The organism is Chitinimonas koreensis (assembly GCF_014353015.1).
Lineage (GTDB): Bacteria > Pseudomonadota > Gammaproteobacteria > Burkholderiales > Chitinimonadaceae > Chitinimonas > Chitinimonas koreensis.
Genome location: NZ_CP060704.1, coordinates 3350869 through 3368524 on the forward strand (window position 1 = coordinate 3350869; position 17656 = coordinate 3368524).

Below are 17656 nucleotides of genomic sequence, written 5' to 3' on the forward strand. Positions count from 1 at the left end.
GATATGCGGCGGCCCATGCGCAGGGAAAAACCAGGCTCACCGCGGAGGACGCGAAGGACGCCGAGGCAAGCTCGCCGGCTTGCAGGGCCTGGCCCCTCCGCCGCGTCCTCGGCGTCCTCCGCGGTAAAGGCCGTTGCCTTGCCAGATCGATCTGCATGCCGCGCGCCTAGGACCGGGCCGCGCCCGGCCGCGCGCCGAGCCCCTCGGCCAGCGCCCGCTGCAGCCCGGCCAGGAGGCCGCGGCGGAACAGCAACAGGAACAACCCGTAGGCCGCCACGCCGGCCGCCACCATCGCCGGCAGCCGCAGCCCCGGCGGCCAGGCCGCCAGCGCCAGGCCCAGCGCGTAGACGATCGCCGCCATCGCGCCGGCGCCGAGCGCGGCCTGCGGCACGCCGCGCCACTGCGCGGCGAGGCCGATGCCGCTGGCGCGGCGCAGCGCCAGGCAGTCGACCGGGGTGGCCGGCAGCAGCCGCAGCGCCCATACCGCGGCGGCCCAGGCCAGCGTCGGCTGCGCCGGCAGCAAGAGGCCGGCCAGCACCATGGCGAGCTGGATCGCGGCGTTCCACACCATGCCGGCCGGCCGGCCGACCGCGTTCATGGCCGGCGCGGCGAACATGCGCGGGAAGAACTGGAAGGTGAGCAGCGAGAGCAGCGCGATCAGCGGCACCGCCGCCAGCCAGCGCTCGCCGAAGGCCAGCCGCACCACCTCGTCGGCGCAGGCGGCCAGGCCGGCGAACAGCGGGAACAGCAGCGCGCAGCAATAGCCGACCGCCTGGTGATAGCGCTGGTGCAGCGCGACGCGGTCGTCCTGCACGCGCGAGAACAGTGGCAGCGCCAGCTGGCCGACCGCGCCGGCGAATACGTCGCGCAGCACGTCGACGGTGCGGAAGGCCAGGTTGAAATAGCCGGCCGCCTGGCTGCCCAGCAGCGCGCCGACCAGCACGACGAAGCTGCGCTGCACCGCCTGCACCAGCAGCAGGTTGACGGTGGAGAAGCCGCCGAAGCCGGCCAGGAAGCGCAGCGCCGGGCCGTCGAGCCGCAGCCGCGGCCGCTCGGCCACGCTGAACCAGATGCAGGCCGAGGCCAGGCCGGTCATCAACAGCTGCTGCGCCACCAGGCTCCACGGCCCGGCGCCGACTATCGCCAGCGCGATGCCGGCCAGGCCGCCGGCCAACCGGCCGACCAGGGTGCGCACGGCGATCGGGCGGAAATCCATCGCCCGCCGCTGCCAGGCCGCCACCGCGCTGGTCGCCGCCGACAGCGGCAGGCTCAGCCCCATGGCGCGCAGCAGCGGCGCCAGGCCCGGCTCGCCGAGCTGCGCGGCGAAGGCGTCGGCGCCGAACCAGCACAGCGCGCACAGCAGGCAGCCGAGCAGCAGCGTGCCGGTATGGGCGCTGTCGTAATGGGCCGCGCCGGCGTCGCGGCGCTGGATCAGGCCGACCTGCAGCCAGCTCTCGATCGGCACGTTCAAGAGCTGCACCACGCCGAGCGCCATGGCCGCCAGGCCGAGCTCGGACGGGGTCAGGTGATGGGCGTAGACCGGCAGCGCGGCCAGCGCGACGCCGAACACGCCGACGCTTTCCAGCGTGGTCCAGGCCAGCGAACGGACGACCTTGCCCTGCGGCGCGTTCATCGCGGTGCCTCCTGCTGCGTGATCTGCGCATGGGGCGATAGGCGACGCGCCCACGCCCTCCCCTTCGAGGGAAGCGCCGGGGTGGGGATGGGGTATGCGAATCCGCTCCCCAGCCGACCCCATCCTCCTGCCTGAGCCGGCCGCCCCGACCTCCCCCTTGAATGAGGAGGAGCAAGCATTTGCAATGCGTCGCAAGTCATCGCGGCCTCGCCTTGAAGCGCAGGCAGTAGTAGAGGAAGACCGCGATCTCCAGCGTGTAGCGGCGCGCCAGCCGGCGCGGCTCGCACAGCAGCCGGTAGCTCCATTCGAGGTGGGCGGCGCGCATCCAGGCCGGCGCGCGGCGCGCCTCGCCCGACAGGAAATCGAACAGCGCGCCGACCGCGAAGGTCGCCGGCACGGCCAGCTGCGCGCGGTGGTCGAGGATCCAGCGCTCCTGCAGCGGATTGCCCAGCGCCACCAGCAGCACGTCGGGCTTGGCCCGGGCGATGTCGGCCAGCACCGCGACCGGGTCGGCCATGCCGCCGTAGCCGTCGCGCACGCCGACCACCCGCTGGCCGTGGCGCGACTCGATGACCGCGGCGGCGCGGCGCGCCACGCCGGGCCGGCCGCCGAGCAGGTAGACGCGGCGCGGCGTGGCGGCGAAGAAGGCCGGCAGGAAGTCGGTGCCGTTGAGGTTGGCGGCGAAGCGGCGGCCGTGCAGCAGCAGCGCGCCGAGGTCGATGCCGATGCCGTCGTTGAAGATCAGCAGCCCCGGCGCCGCCATCTCGGCCCGCAACGGCTGGCACTTGACGATGAAATTGGTGTTGGCGAAGAACACGCAGCTGGGCTGGCCGGCCGCCATGCGCCGCTCCAGCAGCGCGATCGCCTGGTCAGTGTCGGCGCTGGCGACCGCGAAGCCGGCGATGGCCAGCGTGCCGTCGGCGGCCGGTTGCGGCCGCGCCCTGCCCCGCCCGGCCGGGCCGCGGCCGAACACCGCCGGCCACAGCCGCCGCAGCAGCGCCGCCAGCGGCATCAGCAGCAGCACGGCGCCGACGGTATAGGCCAGGCCGAACAGCGGCGAGGCCGACTTGAAATCGTGCGGCAGGCCGAACAGCTTCACGCCGATCCCGGTGAACAGGCTGAAGGCCAGCACGTGCAGCGGGAACAGCACCAGGCTGTCGCGCGCCAGCCGCCGCGCCAGCGCGCTGTCGGGCAGGCGGCGGGCCACCGCGGCGACCAGGCCGATGCCGGCGAAGGCGGTCGGCAGGTAGAGCGCCGGCCAGCGGCCGAACACCAGGTAGTTGAGGTCGACCCGGCCGTTCAGCGCGGTCAGCGCCGCCACCGCGCCAGCCAGCGCCAGCGCGGCCGGCCAGGCCCAGCGCGGCGGCGGCGGCTCGACCAGCCGGGCCGGCCGCTGCTCGCTCCATTGCCGCAGCAGGGCGCCGGCGGCGTAGAAGCCGAGCGCGACCAGCGCGTTGTCCAGCCCCCACGGCAGCCGCGGCCAGGACGGCTCGCGCAGCAGCACCACGGCCAGCGCCAGAGCGAGCGCCGCGGCGCAGGCCGGCCCGGCGTCCAGCCGGCGGCGCAGCAGGTGATGGAGCAAGGCGGTGGCGAACAGCGCCGGGAAGAACCACAGCGCATAGTTGACCGTCAGCGCCTCGCCGTAGCCGAGCGCGAGGCCGGCCAGCGGCGCGTACCAGGCCTGGGCCGCGTCGCGCGCGGCATGCGCGCTGCCGTCGCGGGTCAGCAGCCACCAGGCCCAGGACAGCGCGAAGAACAGCGCATAGGGCAGCAGCAGCGTGCGGCCGAGCCGGCGCGCGGCGGCGGCGGGCGGCTGCGCCAGGCGCTCCGGCGCCAGCAGGAAGCCGGCCAGCAGGAAGAACAGCGGCACGTGGAAACCGTAGACCGCGTACTTGAAGAAGGCCGGCAGGCCCGGCGCATGGCCGAGCAGCACCAGCACGATGCCGATGGCCTTCATATTGTCGACGGTGGCGGACCAGGACTTCATCGCGCCGCCTCCTGGCCGGGCAGATAGGGCCGCAGCACGCCGAACTGCGGCGTGTCGCCGGCGCCGGCCGCCTGCACGCCGGGCCGGCCATTGCCCGAGGCGGGCCGCCCGCCCTGCGACGATCCGGCCTTGCCGCGCGACCGGACGCCGGCGCTCCCGCCGGGCTGCAGGTTCAGTCCCGCCCTGGGCTGGATGCCCAGCGGGTAGTTGCCCATCCACGGCCCGCCGGCCCAGTAGGCCCAGCCCTTCCAGGCCGGCGCGTCGCGCAGCGCGACCAGCATGGCCTCGAGCGCCGCCAGGCAGCCGGCGCTGGCCGGCACGCCGAATTCGCCGAGGAACAGCCGCTGGCCGCTGGCGCCGGCCCAGGCGGCGAGGCGGTCGAGCATGGCGCTCAGGCGGGCCGGCTCGACGCATTCGCTGCCGGTGCCCGAGTAGCCCGGATCGGCGTACTGGTGGATCTCGACCAGGCTGCGCTGCAGCCGGTCGCTCAGCGGCGCGAAGGCCTCGGCGTTGGACAGGTCGCCGACCGGCGCGCTGAACCAGTCGTGCGCACCGCTCCAGCGGCCGCCCGACACCAGCAGCAGGTGGCCGGCGCCGGCCTTGCGCAGCTTGTGCACGGTGCGGCGGGCCAGCGCGCTCCAGGCCCGGGTGCTCAGCAGGTTGGGCTCGTTCATCAGCCCCAGCGCCGCCAGTTGGGCGTCGGGGAAGCGGGCCGCCATGCGCTTCCAGAAGTCGATGAAGGCCTCCTCCGGCACACCCTCGCCGCCGATCGCGGTGCCGCGGTACTGGCCGTGGTTGTGCAGGTCGAGGATCACGCACAGCTCGAGCGCCGCCGCCTGGGCCAGCACGGTGTCGACGGCCGCGGCCACGGTCGGGTCGATCGGCTCCCACAGCGCCGGCTGCAGCCGCTCCCAGCGCAGCGGCAGGCGGATGACGTTGGCGCCGGCGGCGGCGAAATAGGCCAGGTCGGCCTGGCGCGGGTAGACGAAATCCTGGTTGACCACGCCGGGCAGCCGGTTGCCGTTGAACTCGGGCCCCGACAGGTTGACGCCGCGCAGCGGGTCGTCGCCGAGGCAGCCGGCGCGCGCCGCGCACAGGCAGGCGCCGGCCAGCAGCGCGCCGATCCACAGCCAGTGGGCGCTCATGCCGCGGCCCTGCCGAGCGCGCGCGCATAGGCGGCGGCGTAACGGCCGGCGGCCGAGCGCCAGCCGTAGGCCTGGGCGGCCCGGCGCAGTTGCGCGCGCACCGTGGCCGGGCCGCCGGCGGCGTGGTCGGCCACCAGCTCGCGCAGCGCGGCCGCCTGGCCGCCGTCCGCCACCAGGATGCCGGCGCCGGCATGGCCGAGCAGGCGGCGGAACGGCGGGATGTCGGCCAGGACCGGGGTGAGGCCCGCGCTCATCGCCTCGACCGGCGCCATGCCGAAGCCCTCGTGCTCGGACAGGCCGATGAAGTAGCTGGCCCGCCCCATCAGCTGCGCCAGCTCGGCATCGCTCGGGTTGGCCGCCAGCTCGACCGCGTCGGCCAGGCCGCGCTGCGCAGCCTCCTTGCGCAGCCGGGCCAGGTCGTAGTCGTACTCGCGGCCGGCCACGATCAGGTTCCAGCCCGGTTCCTGCCGCCGCAGCGCGGCGACGAAATCGAGCGCGGCCAGGATGCCCTTGTTGACCGACCAGCGGCCGAAGTAGAGCAAGGTGCGGGTCGGCGCCGGCGCGGCGCGGTCGGCGAACTTGTCGATGTCGACGCCGTTCTCGATCACCTCGAGATTGCGCTGCGCCACCCGGCCGAACAGCGCGCCGTCGTTCTCGCTGGTGGCGACGATGCGGGCGTACTGGCGCGCCGTGCCGCGGGTGACGGTGTGGAAGTAGAGCTGCTTGAGCCGGCGGGCGAAGCGGGTGTGGAAGAAGCCGCCGTGGGTCGAGGCGATCAGCGGCCGGCGGTGCAGCGGCCGGGTCAGCGCCAGGTAGTCGAAGAAGAAGTCGACGCCATGCACGTGCACCAGGTCGGCGTCGCGCACCTCGCGCAGCACCGCCGGGCACAGCGGGTAGCGCTCCGAGCCGCGATAGGGCAGCCGCAGCACCGGCGTGCCGTCGACCAGCGACTGCGCCGGCAGCGCCGCGCCGTCGCCGCGGAACAGCCGGTCGAGCGTGACGATGCGCGGCGACTGGCCGAACTCCTCGCGCTGGAAGCGGGCGATGTTGCGCACCACGTCCTCCATGCCGCCGAGCGAGGGGTAGTACTGCCTGACCACGTGCACGATCTTCATTCGCGTCCCCTTCCCATTTCATCGATTACCTTGTTCTTCAGCGCCCTACCCAGATCTCCGAAAGATCGCGTCCCCTCCCCTTCAAGGGGAGGGCTAGGGTGGGGATGGGGTTGGCCGACAGGCCTCCCGTCGAACCGCATCACGCACCCGAACAGGAACCACAGCACCCCGGCGGTCTTCAGCGCGAACAGCGAAGTGCCGCTCACGCACAGGATCAGCGCGGCATACAGCGCGAGGTAGAGACGGAAGCGGCGCGCCCGGTCGCCGGCCAGCGGCACCAGCCACAGCGCGGCCCACAGCGCGGCGGCCAGCACCAGGCCGAAGCGCGACAGCACGTAGGCGTAGCCCATGTCGCCGTACAGCGGGGTCGGGCCGTCGAGGCCGAGCAGGGTCGGCACGTCGAAGGACAGCAGCGCGCGGCCGCTGGTGGCCAGCCGCGCCAGCACGTTGTCGGCGGCCGGGCCGGCATAGGCCAGCGCCGCGCCGATCACGGCGGCCACGCAGGCCAGCGGGAACAGGGCGCCGAGCGCGCTCCAGGCCGGCGGCACCGCCAGCCGCAGCACCAGCAGCAGGCCGACGGCCAGCATGCCGTAGCGCGAATCGGCCAGCGCGATCATGACCAGCGCCGCCAGCATGAAGCGCCAGCCGTCGCGCAGACGGTCGCGCGCCAGGCCCCAGGCGAAGGTGATCACCGCGAAATTGCCGAGCGACACCGGCTCGAGGAACAGCGAGGACATGCGGTGGTTGCCGAACAGCCAGGGCAGGATGGTGCGGCCGATGCCCTCGGGCCTGAAGCCGTTGAGCTGCAGCTTCTGGCCGCTGTACATGGCCGCGTTCTCGACGATGCCGCCGATGCCGACGTAGTAGGAAAACACGTCGAACAGCCGGGTATAGGCGTCGACGAACAGCCATTCGAACAGCGCCACCGCGATCACCGCCGCGGCCAGCCGGCCGAGGATGCGGTCGGCCGCCTCGAACGAGCCGACGTTGCTGCCGAGCGCGACGAACACCAGCGGCAGCAGGAGGTCGCGGAAGGCCTTGACGTCGAAGCCGCCCCAGGCGAGGCCGGTGGCCAGGAAGGAGATCGGCAGCGCCAGCATCAGCGCGATCAGGCCGGGCCGCAGCGTGCGCAGCGCCCACGGCAGGCAGGCCAGCAGCACCAGGCCCTCGAGCGCGGCGACCTGGCCCTGGCCCATGCGCAGCGCCCAGGTGTGCAGGAAGCAGGCCAGCGCGGTGTAGAAGGCGGCAGCGGCCAGCAGCAGGCCGAGCCCGCGCGGCGTCGCGGCGGCGGCCTCGGCGGGGACGGATGGCGCGAACGGCGGCGCGCTGGACAGGCTGGCGTTCATCGAGCTGCGCCCCCGACCGAAAGGTCCACGCCCGAGCAAAGCGAGGCCCCCTCCGGCCCGCCCCACCAAGTCTTCGACTTCGCGGGGACCCCGGTGCGGCGAAGGCGGGGGAGTCGGAATCAATCAAGGTGACGCCGTTGGTTGCGCATGCGCAGCCCGCAAGCGCCCGGCTTGGCCGGGTGCCTGCGCAGCGGATTGAACACAAACGACGGTCACCACAGCTCATAAGGCGCTCAGTACTCGTTCATGACCGCGCCGACCGGCGTAGCGCCGGCGGCGCGCAACTGATCGACCAGCCGGCGCGTGTCGGCCAGCTCGCTGGCGTGCCGCTGCGCCAGCAGCAGCGCGCCGCCGGCCTGCGCCGCCACCGTCAGCGCGTCGGCGCAGGGCCGCGCGGCGGCGGTGTCGACGATCACCACGTCGTAATGGCTGCGCGCCCAGTCGAGCAGCCGCGGCGTGAAGGCGCGCGTCAGCAGCTCCTGCGGATTGGGCGGCGTCGGCCCGGCCGGCAGCACCGACAGGCCGAGCAGGCCCGGCACGCGCTGGACCGCCTCGGGCAGCTCGCGGCCGGCCAGCAGCGCGGCCAGGCCCTGGCGGTCGTCGCAGCCGAACAGCTTGTGCTGGCGCGGATGGCGCAGGTCGGCGTCGACCAGCAGGGTGCGTTCGCCGAGCTGGGAGAACACCACCGCCAGGTTGGCCGCCATGAAGCTGCGGCCCTCGCCGCGCTGGCTGCCGACCACCGCCAGCGCACGCCGCTCGGACCGGTCGAACCAGCGCAGCAGCAACTGGCTGCGCAGCGCGCGCAGCTGCTCGACCACCGCGCCGTGCGGCTCGAAGGCGGCCACCACCTCGGCCGCCACGCGCGGGTCGCCGGGCAGCAGGCAGGGATAGTCGAACTGGCGCGACAAGGCCTGGCGGATGTCGGCCTCGGCCACCACGCCCAGCTGCAGCGCCGCCTCGCCGAAGCGCAGGCCGGTGAGCCGCTGGTGGCGCAGCACGCGTTCCGCGTCGGCCGGGCTGAGCTTGCCGCTGTCGATCAGCAGCGCGCCGATCGAGGCGAGCGCAGCACGTTCGCGCTCGGCGGCGTCGGGCAGGGTTTCGTTCTTCATGGGCGTGCCCTCGCGGCCTGGCGGTGAGTGGGCGCGGCGCGGCGCGGCGCCGGCGGCCGGGCCGATTCGATGCTGGCCAGCACCGGCAGGCCGAGCGGCAGCAGGTCCTCGGCCGAGCGCACCCGGCGGCGCGCCAGCTCGCGGCCCAGCGCCACGGCGACGCCGACGAACAGGCCGAGCGCCAGCGCCAGCAGCGCGTTCAGCGCCGGCCGCGGGCTCGACGGCCGCGCCGGCGGGCTGGCCGGGTTGAGCACGGCGATGTCGGTCTGCGCCATCTGGCCCTGCATGCGGTTCTGCGCCGCGCGTTGCAGCGCCGCGTCGTAGGCGTGCTGGGCGCTCTCGACGTCGCGCGCCAGCACCGCCATGCGGTCGCGCTGGCGCCGCAGCTCGAGCACCCGGGTCTTCTGCGCCGCGGTGGCCTGGCGCAGCGCGTCCTCGCGCCGGGCGCCGATGCGGGCGTTGCTGGCCAGGCTCCTGCCGGCGGTGGCGATCTCGCTCGCCAGCCGGCCGCGCAGCGCGTCGGCCTCGGACTTGGCCTGACGGTATTGCGGATGGCGCTCGCCCAGCCGTGCCGACAGCTCGGCCAGCTTGGCGTCGGCGCGCGCCAGATCGCCCTTCAGGGTCTGGATCAGCGGATTGGCCAGCACGTCGGGAATCGCGTCGACCTGCTCGCGGCCGAGCTGGCCGCTGCGGCTCTGCGCATCGGCGCGCTGGCCTTCGGCGGTGACCGCCAGCGTCGACAGCTCGTCCAGCCGGGCATTCTCGACGTCGATGCGCTCGTCGCCGGCGACGATGCCGCTCTGCTGCTGGAAGGCCGACAGCCTGGCCTGGGCCGCCTCCAGCGTCTGCCGCAGCGTGGCCAGCTGGCCGTCGAACCACTGCGCCATCTGCCGCGCCGGCTGGGTGCGCAGGTCGAGGCTGGCCTGGACGTAGGCCTCGGCCACCGCGTTGGCCAGCTCGGCCGCTTCCTTCGGATCGCTGCCGCTGCACTGGATGGTGATCACGTTGCTGTCGCGCGCCGGCTTCACCTCGAGCCGCCGCCGCACCGCCTCGGCCAGCCATTCGCGCGCCTCTCCCCTGCCGCCGCCGGCGCGGAACTGCGCCAGCCAGGCCGGCCGCTGCGCCAGCTGCAACCGGTCGACCACCCGGCGGGCGACGTTGCTGCTGGTGATGATGTCGACCTGGGTGGCCAGGTAGCCGGGCAGCATCTGCGCCGGCAGCGTCAGCCCGGTCACCGGATCGGTGGCCTTGCTGTCGACGATCAGCTGGGTGGTGGCGGTGTACTGGCGCGGCAGCAGCAGCGTGACGCCGAGCACCACGGCGACGGTCGCCGCGGTGCAGATCGCCACGGTGCGCCAGCGCGCGCGCAGGGCGCGCAGGATCTGGGACGGGGTCATCGGCATGGCGGCGTACCCCCACGTGGGCGCAGAACCCGCAGGAGCGGCTTCAGCCACGAATGGCCGAAGCGTCCGCGACCCCTATTCGCGGCTGAAGCCGCGCCTACGGGCGATCCGGCCGAAGGGGTGGATTCCGCGGCCGATTTTTCACCGCGGAGGACGCCGAGGACGCGGAGGAACGCTGACTCGGACGAACGAGGGAATGCCCCCGGCGCCCTTCTCCGCGTCCTCAGCGTCCTTTGCGGTAAAAGGGATTCCACGGCAGGGCTCCGATCGTAAAAAGCGGCACACATCGTCAGAACCAGCTTTCGCGGATGAACAGCACGTCTTCGTCGACGATCGCATCGGTCGGCTGCAGCTCGCGCTCGCGCACCTGGCCGTCGGCGTCGCGCCGGTAGACGATGAAATGGCGGGTGTTGGCGCGCGGGCTGAAGCCGCCGCTCATCGACAGCGCCTGCATCACGCTGGTCGGCCGGTCGAGCCGGAACACGCCGGGCTTCTGCACCTCGCCGTGCACGTAGAACTGCTCGGCGCGCGGCACGAACACCACGTCGCCGCCGCCGACCGGCACCGGCGGCTGGCCGGCGGCCGAGCGGTCGAGCAGCTTGCTGATGCGGTATTCGCTGCGGCTCTGGCGGCCGTCCGGCGCGGTGCGCAGCAGCACCACCCGGTCGCCGCCGCCGGGCGCCACGCCGCCGGCCAGCGCCAGCGCGTCGGCCAGCGTGGCAGCGCCGTCGAGCGCCAGCCGGCCCGGCTGGTTGACCTCGCCGAGCACCGACAGCCGGCGGCTGCGGAACTGGGTCAGCAGCAGCGTCACCGTCGCCTCGCGCAGGTAGCCGCCCTTGACCAGCCGCTCGCCGATGCGGCGCTCGGCCTCGCCGAAGCTGAGCCCGCCGACCGGCACCGCGCCCAGCAGCGGGAAGCTGATGCTGCCGTCGCTGCCGACCTGGGTCTCGGTGGCGAGGTCGGGCTGGTTGTGGACGGTGATCTTGACCACGTCGCCCTCGCCGAGCACGTAGTGGTCGTCTGCCGCCGGCACGGCGGCGGTCGGAACGGCGGCGGTCGGCACGGCGCTGGCCGGAACGGCGGCGGCCGGTACAGAGCCGTTCGGCACGGCAGCGGCCGGGACGGTGGCCGCAGCCGTCGCCGACTTCGCGGCCAGGGCCGGCAGGGGCAGCAGCAGGAACAGGCAGAGCAGGTTTTTCATCGCATCCGGTCCTCGGAGTTCGATCGGGGCGGCCATCACGACGCCGGCGTGGCGGGCAAGGCCGCCTGGCCGCGTCCCGGCTGGCTCACCAGGTATTCGACGCGCGCCTCGCGCCGCAGCCGCGCCAGCTGTTCAGCCAGCTGGCGCTCGCGCTCGGCGCTGGCCAGGTATTGGCGGATCAGCGTCTGCGCGGCCTCGAACTGCACCGGCGCCGGCGCGCGGTCGATCAGCTGGTAGATGGTCTCGTCGCCGCCCTGGCCGACCAGCAGCACGTCGCCGACCGCCAGCCGCACCAGTTGCTCGGCCAGCGCCGGCGGCAGCTGCTCGGGCACCAGCTCGACCGGCCGCTCCTGGAAGGCCACCCGGCCGGCCGCCAGCGCGGCGCGCGTGTCGCCCGGCCGGTGGCTGCGCGCCAGCGCGCGGCGCAGATTGCCGTCGAGCCGGCCGGCCAGCACGGCGAAGGCCTGCATGCGGTAGATCTGCCGTTCGGCGAAGAAGGCCGGGTGCTGTTCGAAGTAATGGCGCACCTCGGCCACGCCGGGCGGGCGCGGCGGGCCGGCCAGCCATTCGGCGGCGGCCTGGGCCAGCACCTGCTGGCGCGCCATGTCGAGCCGCAGGCTCACTTCGGGATTGCGCTCGAGCTGGGCGTCGAGCGCGCGCCGCGCCAGCAGCTGGCGGTCGATCAGCCGCTCGAGCAGGCGCGCCTGCGCCTCGATCGCCGGCTGCTCCTCGGCCAGCCGCTGCAGTTGGCGCTGGGTGATCGACTCGCCGTCGACGCGCGCCAGCACCTTGGCGTCGCGGTCGGGCGCGGCGGCAGCCGGGGCGGCGCCGCCGGGCAGGTCGGCCTCGCAGGCGGCCAGCGCCAGCACGCCGAAGGTCCAGGCCCAGGGCGGCAGGTGGAACGGGCGACGATTCGTGGCGCGCGGCATCAGTAGGCCGCCTTGTCGCCGCCGACCATCATCCGCGCGGTGCGCACGATGATGCGAAGGTCGAGCCAGAGGTTCCAGTTGCGCAGGTAGTCGAGGTCGAAGGCGACCCGGCCTTCCATCTTGTCCAGCGTGTCGGTCTCGCCGCGGAAGCCGTTGACCTGCGCCCAGCCGGTGATGCCGGGCCGCGCCTTGTGCCGGACCATGTAGCCGCGGATCAGCTTGCGGTACTGCTCGTTGTGGGCATTGGCGTGCGGCCGCGGCCCGACCACGCTCATGCGGCCCTGCAGCACGTTGAGGAACTGCGGCAGCTCGTCGAGCGAGCTGCGCCGCAGGAAACCGCCGATCGGCGTCAGCCGCGGATCGTTGCGGGTGGCCTGCTGCACCACCGGGCCGTTGTCCTGCACCGTCATCGAGCGGAACTTGTAGACCAGGATCTCCTCGCCATCGAGGCCGTAGCGCTTCTGCCGGAAGATCACCGGCCCCGGCGAGGTCAGCTTGACCGCCAGCGCCACCGCCAGCATCACCGGCCACAGCAGCAACAGCGCGATCGCCGCCAGCACGCAGTCCGAGGCGCGCTTGAGCACGCCGCCGACGCCGAAGAACGGCGACTCGCACACCGACAGGAGCGGCAGGCCGCCGATATGGTCGACCTGGGCCTGGATCGTGTCGTAGACGAACAGGTCGGGCATGAAATAGATCGAGGCGGTGGTGTCGCTGAGTTCGGCCAAGAGCTCCAGCACGCGCGGCTGCGAGCTCAGCGGCAAGGTGATGTAGACGCCGCGCACCTTGTGCTCGCGCACGTAGTCGGCCAACGCCGACAGGGGGCCGAGCCGCGCCTCGGGCGGCACGCCGGTGCGCTCGGCCGGGCGGTCGTCGAAATAGCCGAGCAGCTCGAAGCGCAGCCAGGGCTGGCGCGCCATCTCCTGCGCCAGCGCCTGGCCCGACGGCGTAGCGCCGACGATCACCGCCCGGCGCGCGGCGCGGGCGCTGCCGCCGTGCAGCAGCGCGAACAGCGTGCCGACGTGGACTGCCAGCAGGCACAGCGGGGTGAGGATGGCCCACTCGATCACCAGCCGGGTCTCGACGTAGTCGTGCAGGCCCGACCAGCGCCCGAGCAGCAGCATGATGCCGACCAGCAGCAGCCAGCCGGCCGCCATCGCCAGCACGTCGCGGCCGCGGCGGCGATCGGGCAGGAACAGCAGGGAACCGTCGAACAGGTAGCCGGCCAGCAGGAAGGCGACCACCGCGATGGAGAGGTCCAGGCCGCCGAGGCGGCCGTAGTGCGCGAGGCACAGCAGCAGGTAGACGGCCGCCACCACCAGCGGATCGACGATCGACTTGAACAGCGTGGTGCCGGGCGAGACCTTGGCCAGGAGACCCAGCCGGCCCCATGGCGTGGGGCTGAGCCGGGCGGCGCCGAGTGCGGCGCCGGGGTTATCGGACGGCTGCGGCGTAGGTGCGACGTACTCCAGTTTCATTTTTCCACCTCGACGGTCGTGTGGCTCTGACCGGCCCACTCGATATCCTCGACGCAGGCCATCCTAGGCCTGGAAAATGACGTTGTCAAAGCCATTTTTGTGCTTTGCAACATCTATAAAAGCTAATAATTATTTGGTTCTGTAACTTTTTTTGTGCAACGTGTCATAGCTGACAAGCTGTGTTTCGGACAAGTTCGCGCGACACTCCTGAATTTTCGATGACAAATGGTTCAGTCCGCTTCAGGATGTGTTTCAAGGGGCCGGATGTTGTCAAATTTCCAGTAGTCGTGCAAACATTAAATGACATTTGCATAGACAGTCGACCATACCGAGACCGGCCTCCTGGGCCGTTTCCGGGCCGGTGACCACCACTCGAGCGAGGAATCACTGCCATGACCGCCCCCCTGACCTGCTTCAAGGCCTACGACATCCGTGGCCGCCTCGGCGATGAGCTGAACGAGGACGTCGCCTACCGCATCGGCCGCGCCTACGGCGAGTACCTGCTGCCGGCGCGGGTGGCGGTCGGCGGCGACGTGCGGCTCAGCAGCGAGGCGCTCAAGCGCGCGCTGGCCGAGGGCTTGATGGACGCCGGCGTGGACGTGATCGACCTCGGCCTGACCGGCACCGAGGAGGTGTATTTCGCCGCCTTCCATCTCGACGTCGACGGCGGCATCGAGGTGACCGCCAGCCACAACCCGATGGACTACAACGGCATGAAGCTGGTGCGCCGCGGCGCGGCGCCGATCAGCGGCGATTCGGGCCTCGACCAGATCCGCCGGCTGGCCGAGGCGGACGACTTCGGCCCGGCCGCCGAGCGCGGCACGCTGAGCCGGCACGACGTGCTGGCCGACTACGTCGACCACCTGCTCGGCTACGTCGAGCCGGCCGCCCTCGCGCCGCTCAAGCTGGTGGTGAACGCCGGCAACGGCGCCGCCGGCCACGTGATCGACGAGATCGAGCGCCGCTTCGCCGGGCTCGGCGTGCCGATCGAATTCATCAAGCTGCACCACGCGCCCGACGGCAGCTTCCCGCACGGCATCCCCAACCCGCTGCTGCCGGAGAACCGCGCCGACACCGCGAACGCGGTGCGCGCCGCCGGCGCCGACATGGGCATCGCCTGGGACGGCGATTTCGACCGCTGCTTCCTGTTCGACGAGCGCGGCGATTTCATCGAGGGCTACTACATCGTCGGCCTCTTGGCCGAGGCCTTCCTGCACCGCCATCCGGGCGCGCGGGTGATCCACGACCCGCGGCTGACCTGGAACACCATCGAGGTGGTCGAGCAGGCCGGCGGCACGCCGGTGCTGTGCAAGACCGGCCATGCCTTCATCAAGGAGCGCATGCGGCAGGAGGACGCGGTCTACGGCGGCGAGATGAGCGCCCACCACTACTTCCGCGATTTCGCCTACTGCGACAGCGGCATGATCCCGTGGCTCCTGGTCGCGCAGCTGCTGTCGATCAAGCGCCAGCCCTTGTCGGCGCTGGTGCGCGACCGCATCGCGCGCTTCCCCTCGTCGGGCGAGATCAATCGCCGCCTGGCCGATCCGGCGGCCGCAATCGCCCGCGTGCGCGCCACCTACGAGCGCGACGCGGCCAGGCTCGACACGGTCGACGGCATCAGCCTGGAATTCGCCGACTGGCGCTTCAACCTGCGGCTGTCCAATACCGAGCCGGTGGTGCGGCTCAACGTCGAATCGCGCGGCGACGCGGCGCTGATGGAACGCAGGACCGCCGAGATCCTGGCGCTGCTCGACGGCGAGGCCGCGGCGCACTAGCGCCGGATCGCGTCGCGCACGCCCGGCGCGATGTCCACTGGCGATGTCCACTGGCGATGCTCCCTGGCATGCCCTATGGTGATGCCCCTGTAGGAGCGGCTTCAGCCGCGAATGGTTGAGGCAAGCGCTGAGCCCATTCGCGGCTGAAGCCGCTCCTACATGGATCGGCGCTGCCGGCGCCCCGCGCCTCACTGCGTAGGTCGGACTTCAGTCCGACAGCGGCCTTGGCTGGCAGCGCCGTCGGGCTGAAATCCGACCTACACCCGTGGCGGACACCATCGGCAAGCGACTCCAGCCCTGCCAGCCGTCGCATCCCCCATCGACCGCTGACCGGCCCGGAACCCGCCTGGCGCAACGGCTGAGCGGCCATTACGCACCGGCCGCGCAACAGATCGGCGCAGCCCGTCGCATCGCCGTTGCCGCATCCGGCAGCGCCCCTACAATGCGCGACTCGCTGCGGGGAGGCCGCGGCCGCAATCAAGAATACGGAGACGAGAACGATGCAATTGCGCCAAATCGCGCTGGCCCTGCTGTCCGCAGCCACGCTGGCCGCGCCGCTGTCCGGCGTCGAGCCCAAGCATTTCGACCCCACCATCCGCATGCAGGACGACCTGTTCGGCGCCGTCAACGGCGGCTGGGACAAGACCGCCGAAATCCCGGCCGACCGCAGCTCCTGGGGCATCACCGGCGAATTGCGCGCGCTGTCGGAAAGCCGCGTGCGCGAGCTGATCGAGCAAGCCGCCAAATCGGCCGGCGGCCAGGCCGACACGCTGCGCATCGCCAACTTCTACCAGAGCTTCATGGACGAGGCCGCCGTCGAGCGGCTCGGCCTCGCGCCAGTGAAGCCGATCCTCGACCGCATCGCCGCGATCGACGGCACCGCCGCGCTGACGCGCGAATTCGGCAGGCTGCAGAAGCTCGGCGTCGACCAGCCGTTCGCGCTGGGCCGCGACGTCGACGCGCGCGATTCGCGCAACTACCTGCTGCAGATCTACCAAGGCGGCCTGGGCTTGCCCGACCGCGACTACTACCTGCAGCGCGACAAGCGCATGACGGCCTCGCGCGCCGCCTACCAGCAGTACCTCGCCACGCTGTTCGCGCTGAACGGCGCGCCGGCCAAGGAAGCCGGGCGCCGCGCCCGCGCCGTGCTGGCGCTGGAAACGCGGCTGGCCCGCATCCAGTGGAGCCAGGAGGACATGCGCGATCCGATCAAGACCTACCACAAGCTGAGCCCGGCCCAGCTAGCCGACGCCACGCCCGGCTTCGACTGGGCGCTGCTGATGCAGCAGGCCGAGGCGCCGGCCGTGGCCGCCGTCAACCTGAACCAGCCGAGCTACGCCGCGGCCGCCGCCAAGCTGATCGCCAAGGAGCCGATCGCCGTCTGGCGCGACTACCTCACCGTGCGCGTGCTCGATCATTTCTCCGCCGTGCTGCCGCGCGCCCACGTCGAAGCCGCCTTCCGCTTCCACGGCCAGGCACTGAGCGGCGCCCAGGAAATGCGCCCGCGCTGGAAGCGCGCCGTCGCGCTGATCGAGCAGGACCTCGGCGAAGCGGTCGGCAAGCTCTACGTCGAGCGCTACTTCCCGCCCGAGACCAAGGCCAAGATCGACGCGCTGGTGCGCAACCTGCTCGAGGCCTACCGGATCAGCATCGACCAACTGAGCTGGATGAGCCCGGCCACCAAGGTCAAGGCGCAGGAAAAGCTGGCCAAGTACGCGGTGAAGATCGGCTACCCGGACAAGTGGCGCGACTTCGGCGGGCTGGAGATCAAGGCCGACGACCTGGTCGGCAACGTGATCCGCGCCGCCGAGTTCAACCACCGCTACGAGCTGGCCCACCTGGGCCAGCCGGTGGACCGCAGCGAGTGGGGCATGACGCCGCAGACGGTGAACGCCTACTACAACCCGAGCATGAACGAGATCGTGTTCCCGGCCGCCTATCTGCAGCCGCCCTACTTCGACCCGGCGATCGACGACGCGGCCAACTACGGCAACATCGGCGCCACCATCGGCCACGAGATCAGCCACGGCTTCGACGACAGCGGGGCGCAGTTCGACGGCGACGGCAACCTGAACGAATGGTGGACACCGGCCGACAAGAAGGCTTTCGAAGCGCTGAGCGCGAAGCTGGTGGCCGAATTCAACGGCAAGGAGGCGCTGCCGGGCCGCTTCGTCAACGGCAAGCTGACGCTGGGCGAGAACATCGCCGACCTATCGGGCCTGCAGGTGGCCTACAAGGCCTACCGCCTGTCGCTGGGCGGCAAGGAAGCGCCGGTGATCGACGGCTACAGTGGCGACCAGCGCTTCTTCATCGGCTACGCCTCGTCCTGGCGCGAGAAGGTGCGCGGCGAGATGCAACTGCAATACCTGATCGGCGACCCGCACGCCCCGGACCGCTTCCGCGCCAATGCGCCGGCGAGCAATACCGATGCTTTCCACGCGGCGTTCGGGACCAAGGCCGGGGACAAGATGTACAAGCCGGCGGGGATCGCATCAGGATCTGGTGACTTTCCGCACACGGCATGTAAAAGCCCGG

Annotated in this window: 11 protein-coding genes and 1 pseudogene; 2 read left to right on the forward strand and 10 right to left on the reverse strand. The window is 72.2% G+C overall.

What is annotated here, in order from left to right:
• Positions 1-166: 166 nt before the first annotated feature.
• From H9L41_RS14135 to H9L41_RS14180, 10 genes are all read right to left on the reverse strand, one after another.
• Positions 167-1633, reverse strand: a complete 1467-nt coding sequence (locus H9L41_RS14135) for an oligosaccharide flippase family protein (protein ID WP_028446179.1) — start codon at positions 1631-1633, stop codon at positions 167-169.
• 196 nt (positions 1634-1829) lie between these two features.
• Positions 1830-3620: a WecB/TagA/CpsF family glycosyltransferase gene (locus tag H9L41_RS14140; RefSeq protein WP_084300220.1), complete on the reverse strand. Its 1791-nt coding sequence runs from the start codon at positions 3618-3620 to the stop codon at positions 1830-1832.
• Positions 3617-4765, reverse strand: a complete 1149-nt coding sequence (locus H9L41_RS14145; RefSeq protein WP_028446181.1) for a glycoside hydrolase family 5 protein — start codon at positions 4763-4765, stop codon at positions 3617-3619. Before H9L41_RS14145 ends, H9L41_RS14140 begins: the two co-directional genes overlap by 4 nt.
• Positions 4762-5880, reverse strand: coding sequence for a glycosyltransferase family 4 protein (locus tag H9L41_RS14150; protein ID WP_028446182.1), 1119 nt, complete (start codon positions 5878-5880; stop codon positions 4762-4764). The genes H9L41_RS14145 and H9L41_RS14150 overlap by 4 nt, the downstream gene beginning before the upstream one ends.
• Entirely contained in the window at positions 5877-7226 is a 1350-nt protein-coding gene (locus H9L41_RS14155; RefSeq protein WP_051318993.1) for a hypothetical protein, read from the reverse strand. The genes H9L41_RS14150 and H9L41_RS14155 overlap by 4 nt, the downstream gene beginning before the upstream one ends.
• Positions 7227-7459: 233 nt before the next feature.
• Positions 7460-8335 (reverse strand): chain length determinant protein tyrosine kinase EpsG, encoded by an 876-nt coding sequence (gene epsG / locus H9L41_RS14160; protein ID WP_051318994.1) that lies wholly within the window; start codon positions 8333-8335, stop codon positions 7460-7462.
• Positions 8332-9732, reverse strand: coding sequence for a chain length determinant protein EpsF (gene epsF / locus H9L41_RS14165; protein WP_028446184.1), 1401 nt, complete (start codon positions 9730-9732; stop codon positions 8332-8334). Before epsF ends, epsG begins: the two co-directional genes overlap by 4 nt.
• 295 nt (positions 9733-10027) lie before the next feature.
• Positions 10028-10939 (reverse strand): SLBB domain-containing protein, encoded by a 912-nt coding sequence (locus H9L41_RS14170; protein WP_051318996.1) that lies wholly within the window; start codon positions 10937-10939, stop codon positions 10028-10030.
• Between the two features lie 35 nt (positions 10940-10974).
• Positions 10975-11868, reverse strand: a complete 894-nt coding sequence (locus tag H9L41_RS14175; protein ID WP_028446186.1) for an EpsD family peptidyl-prolyl cis-trans isomerase — start codon at positions 11866-11868, stop codon at positions 10975-10977.
• The gene (locus H9L41_RS14180; RefSeq protein WP_084300224.1) at positions 11868-13346 is read right to left on the reverse strand and encodes an undecaprenyl-phosphate glucose phosphotransferase; all 1479 of its coding nucleotides are present in this window, start codon (positions 13344-13346) and stop codon (positions 11868-11870) included. Before H9L41_RS14180 ends, H9L41_RS14175 begins: the two co-directional genes overlap by 1 nt.
• A 392-nt stretch (positions 13347-13738) precedes the next feature.
• Here H9L41_RS14180 and H9L41_RS14185 point away from each other — a divergent pair, with 392 nt between their 5' ends.
• The gene (locus H9L41_RS14185; RefSeq protein WP_034606909.1) at positions 13739-15121 is read left to right on the forward strand and encodes a phosphohexomutase domain-containing protein; all 1383 of its coding nucleotides are present in this window, start codon (positions 13739-13741) and stop codon (positions 15119-15121) included.
• A gap of 599 nt (positions 15122-15720) precedes the next feature.
• Positions 15721-17538, forward strand: a pseudogene (locus H9L41_RS14190) (M13 family metallopeptidase); the annotation flags it as partial.
• Between the last annotated feature and the right edge of the window lie 118 nt (positions 17539-17656).

Bases quoted from the DNA above. Each gene is read 5' to 3' on its own strand.
- H9L41_RS14135 (WP_028446179.1), bottom strand. From the start codon at position 1,633: ATGAACGCGCCGCAGGGCAAGGTCGTCCGTTCGCTGGCCTGGACCACG.
- H9L41_RS14140 (WP_084300220.1), bottom strand. From the start codon at position 3,620: ATGAAGTCCTGGTCCGCCACCGTCGACAATATGAAGGCCATCGGCATC.
- H9L41_RS14145 (WP_028446181.1), bottom strand. From the start codon at position 4,765: ATGAGCGCCCACTGGCTGTGGATCGGCGCGCTGCTGGCCGGCGCCTGC.
- H9L41_RS14150 (WP_028446182.1), bottom strand. From the start codon at position 5,880: ATGAAGATCGTGCACGTGGTCAGGCAGTACTACCCCTCGCTCGGCGGC.
- H9L41_RS14155 (WP_051318993.1), bottom strand. From the start codon at position 7,226: ATGAACGCCAGCCTGTCCAGCGCGCCGCCGTTCGCGCCATCCGTCCCC.
- epsG (WP_051318994.1), bottom strand. From the start codon at position 8,335: ATGAAGAACGAAACCCTGCCCGACGCCGCCGAGCGCGAACGTGCTGCG.
- epsF (WP_028446184.1), bottom strand. From the start codon at position 9,732: ATGACCCCGTCCCAGATCCTGCGCGCCCTGCGCGCGCGCTGGCGCACC.
- H9L41_RS14170 (WP_051318996.1), bottom strand. From the start codon at position 10,939: ATGAAAAACCTGCTCTGCCTGTTCCTGCTGCTGCCCCTGCCGGCCCTG.
- H9L41_RS14175 (WP_028446186.1), bottom strand. From the start codon at position 11,868: ATGCCGCGCGCCACGAATCGTCGCCCGTTCCACCTGCCGCCCTGGGCC.
- H9L41_RS14180 (WP_084300224.1), bottom strand. From the start codon at position 13,346: ATGAAACTGGAGTACGTCGCACCTACGCCGCAGCCGTCCGATAACCCC.
- H9L41_RS14185 (WP_034606909.1), top strand. From the start codon at position 13,739: ATGACCGCCCCCCTGACCTGCTTCAAGGCCTACGACATCCGTGGCCGC.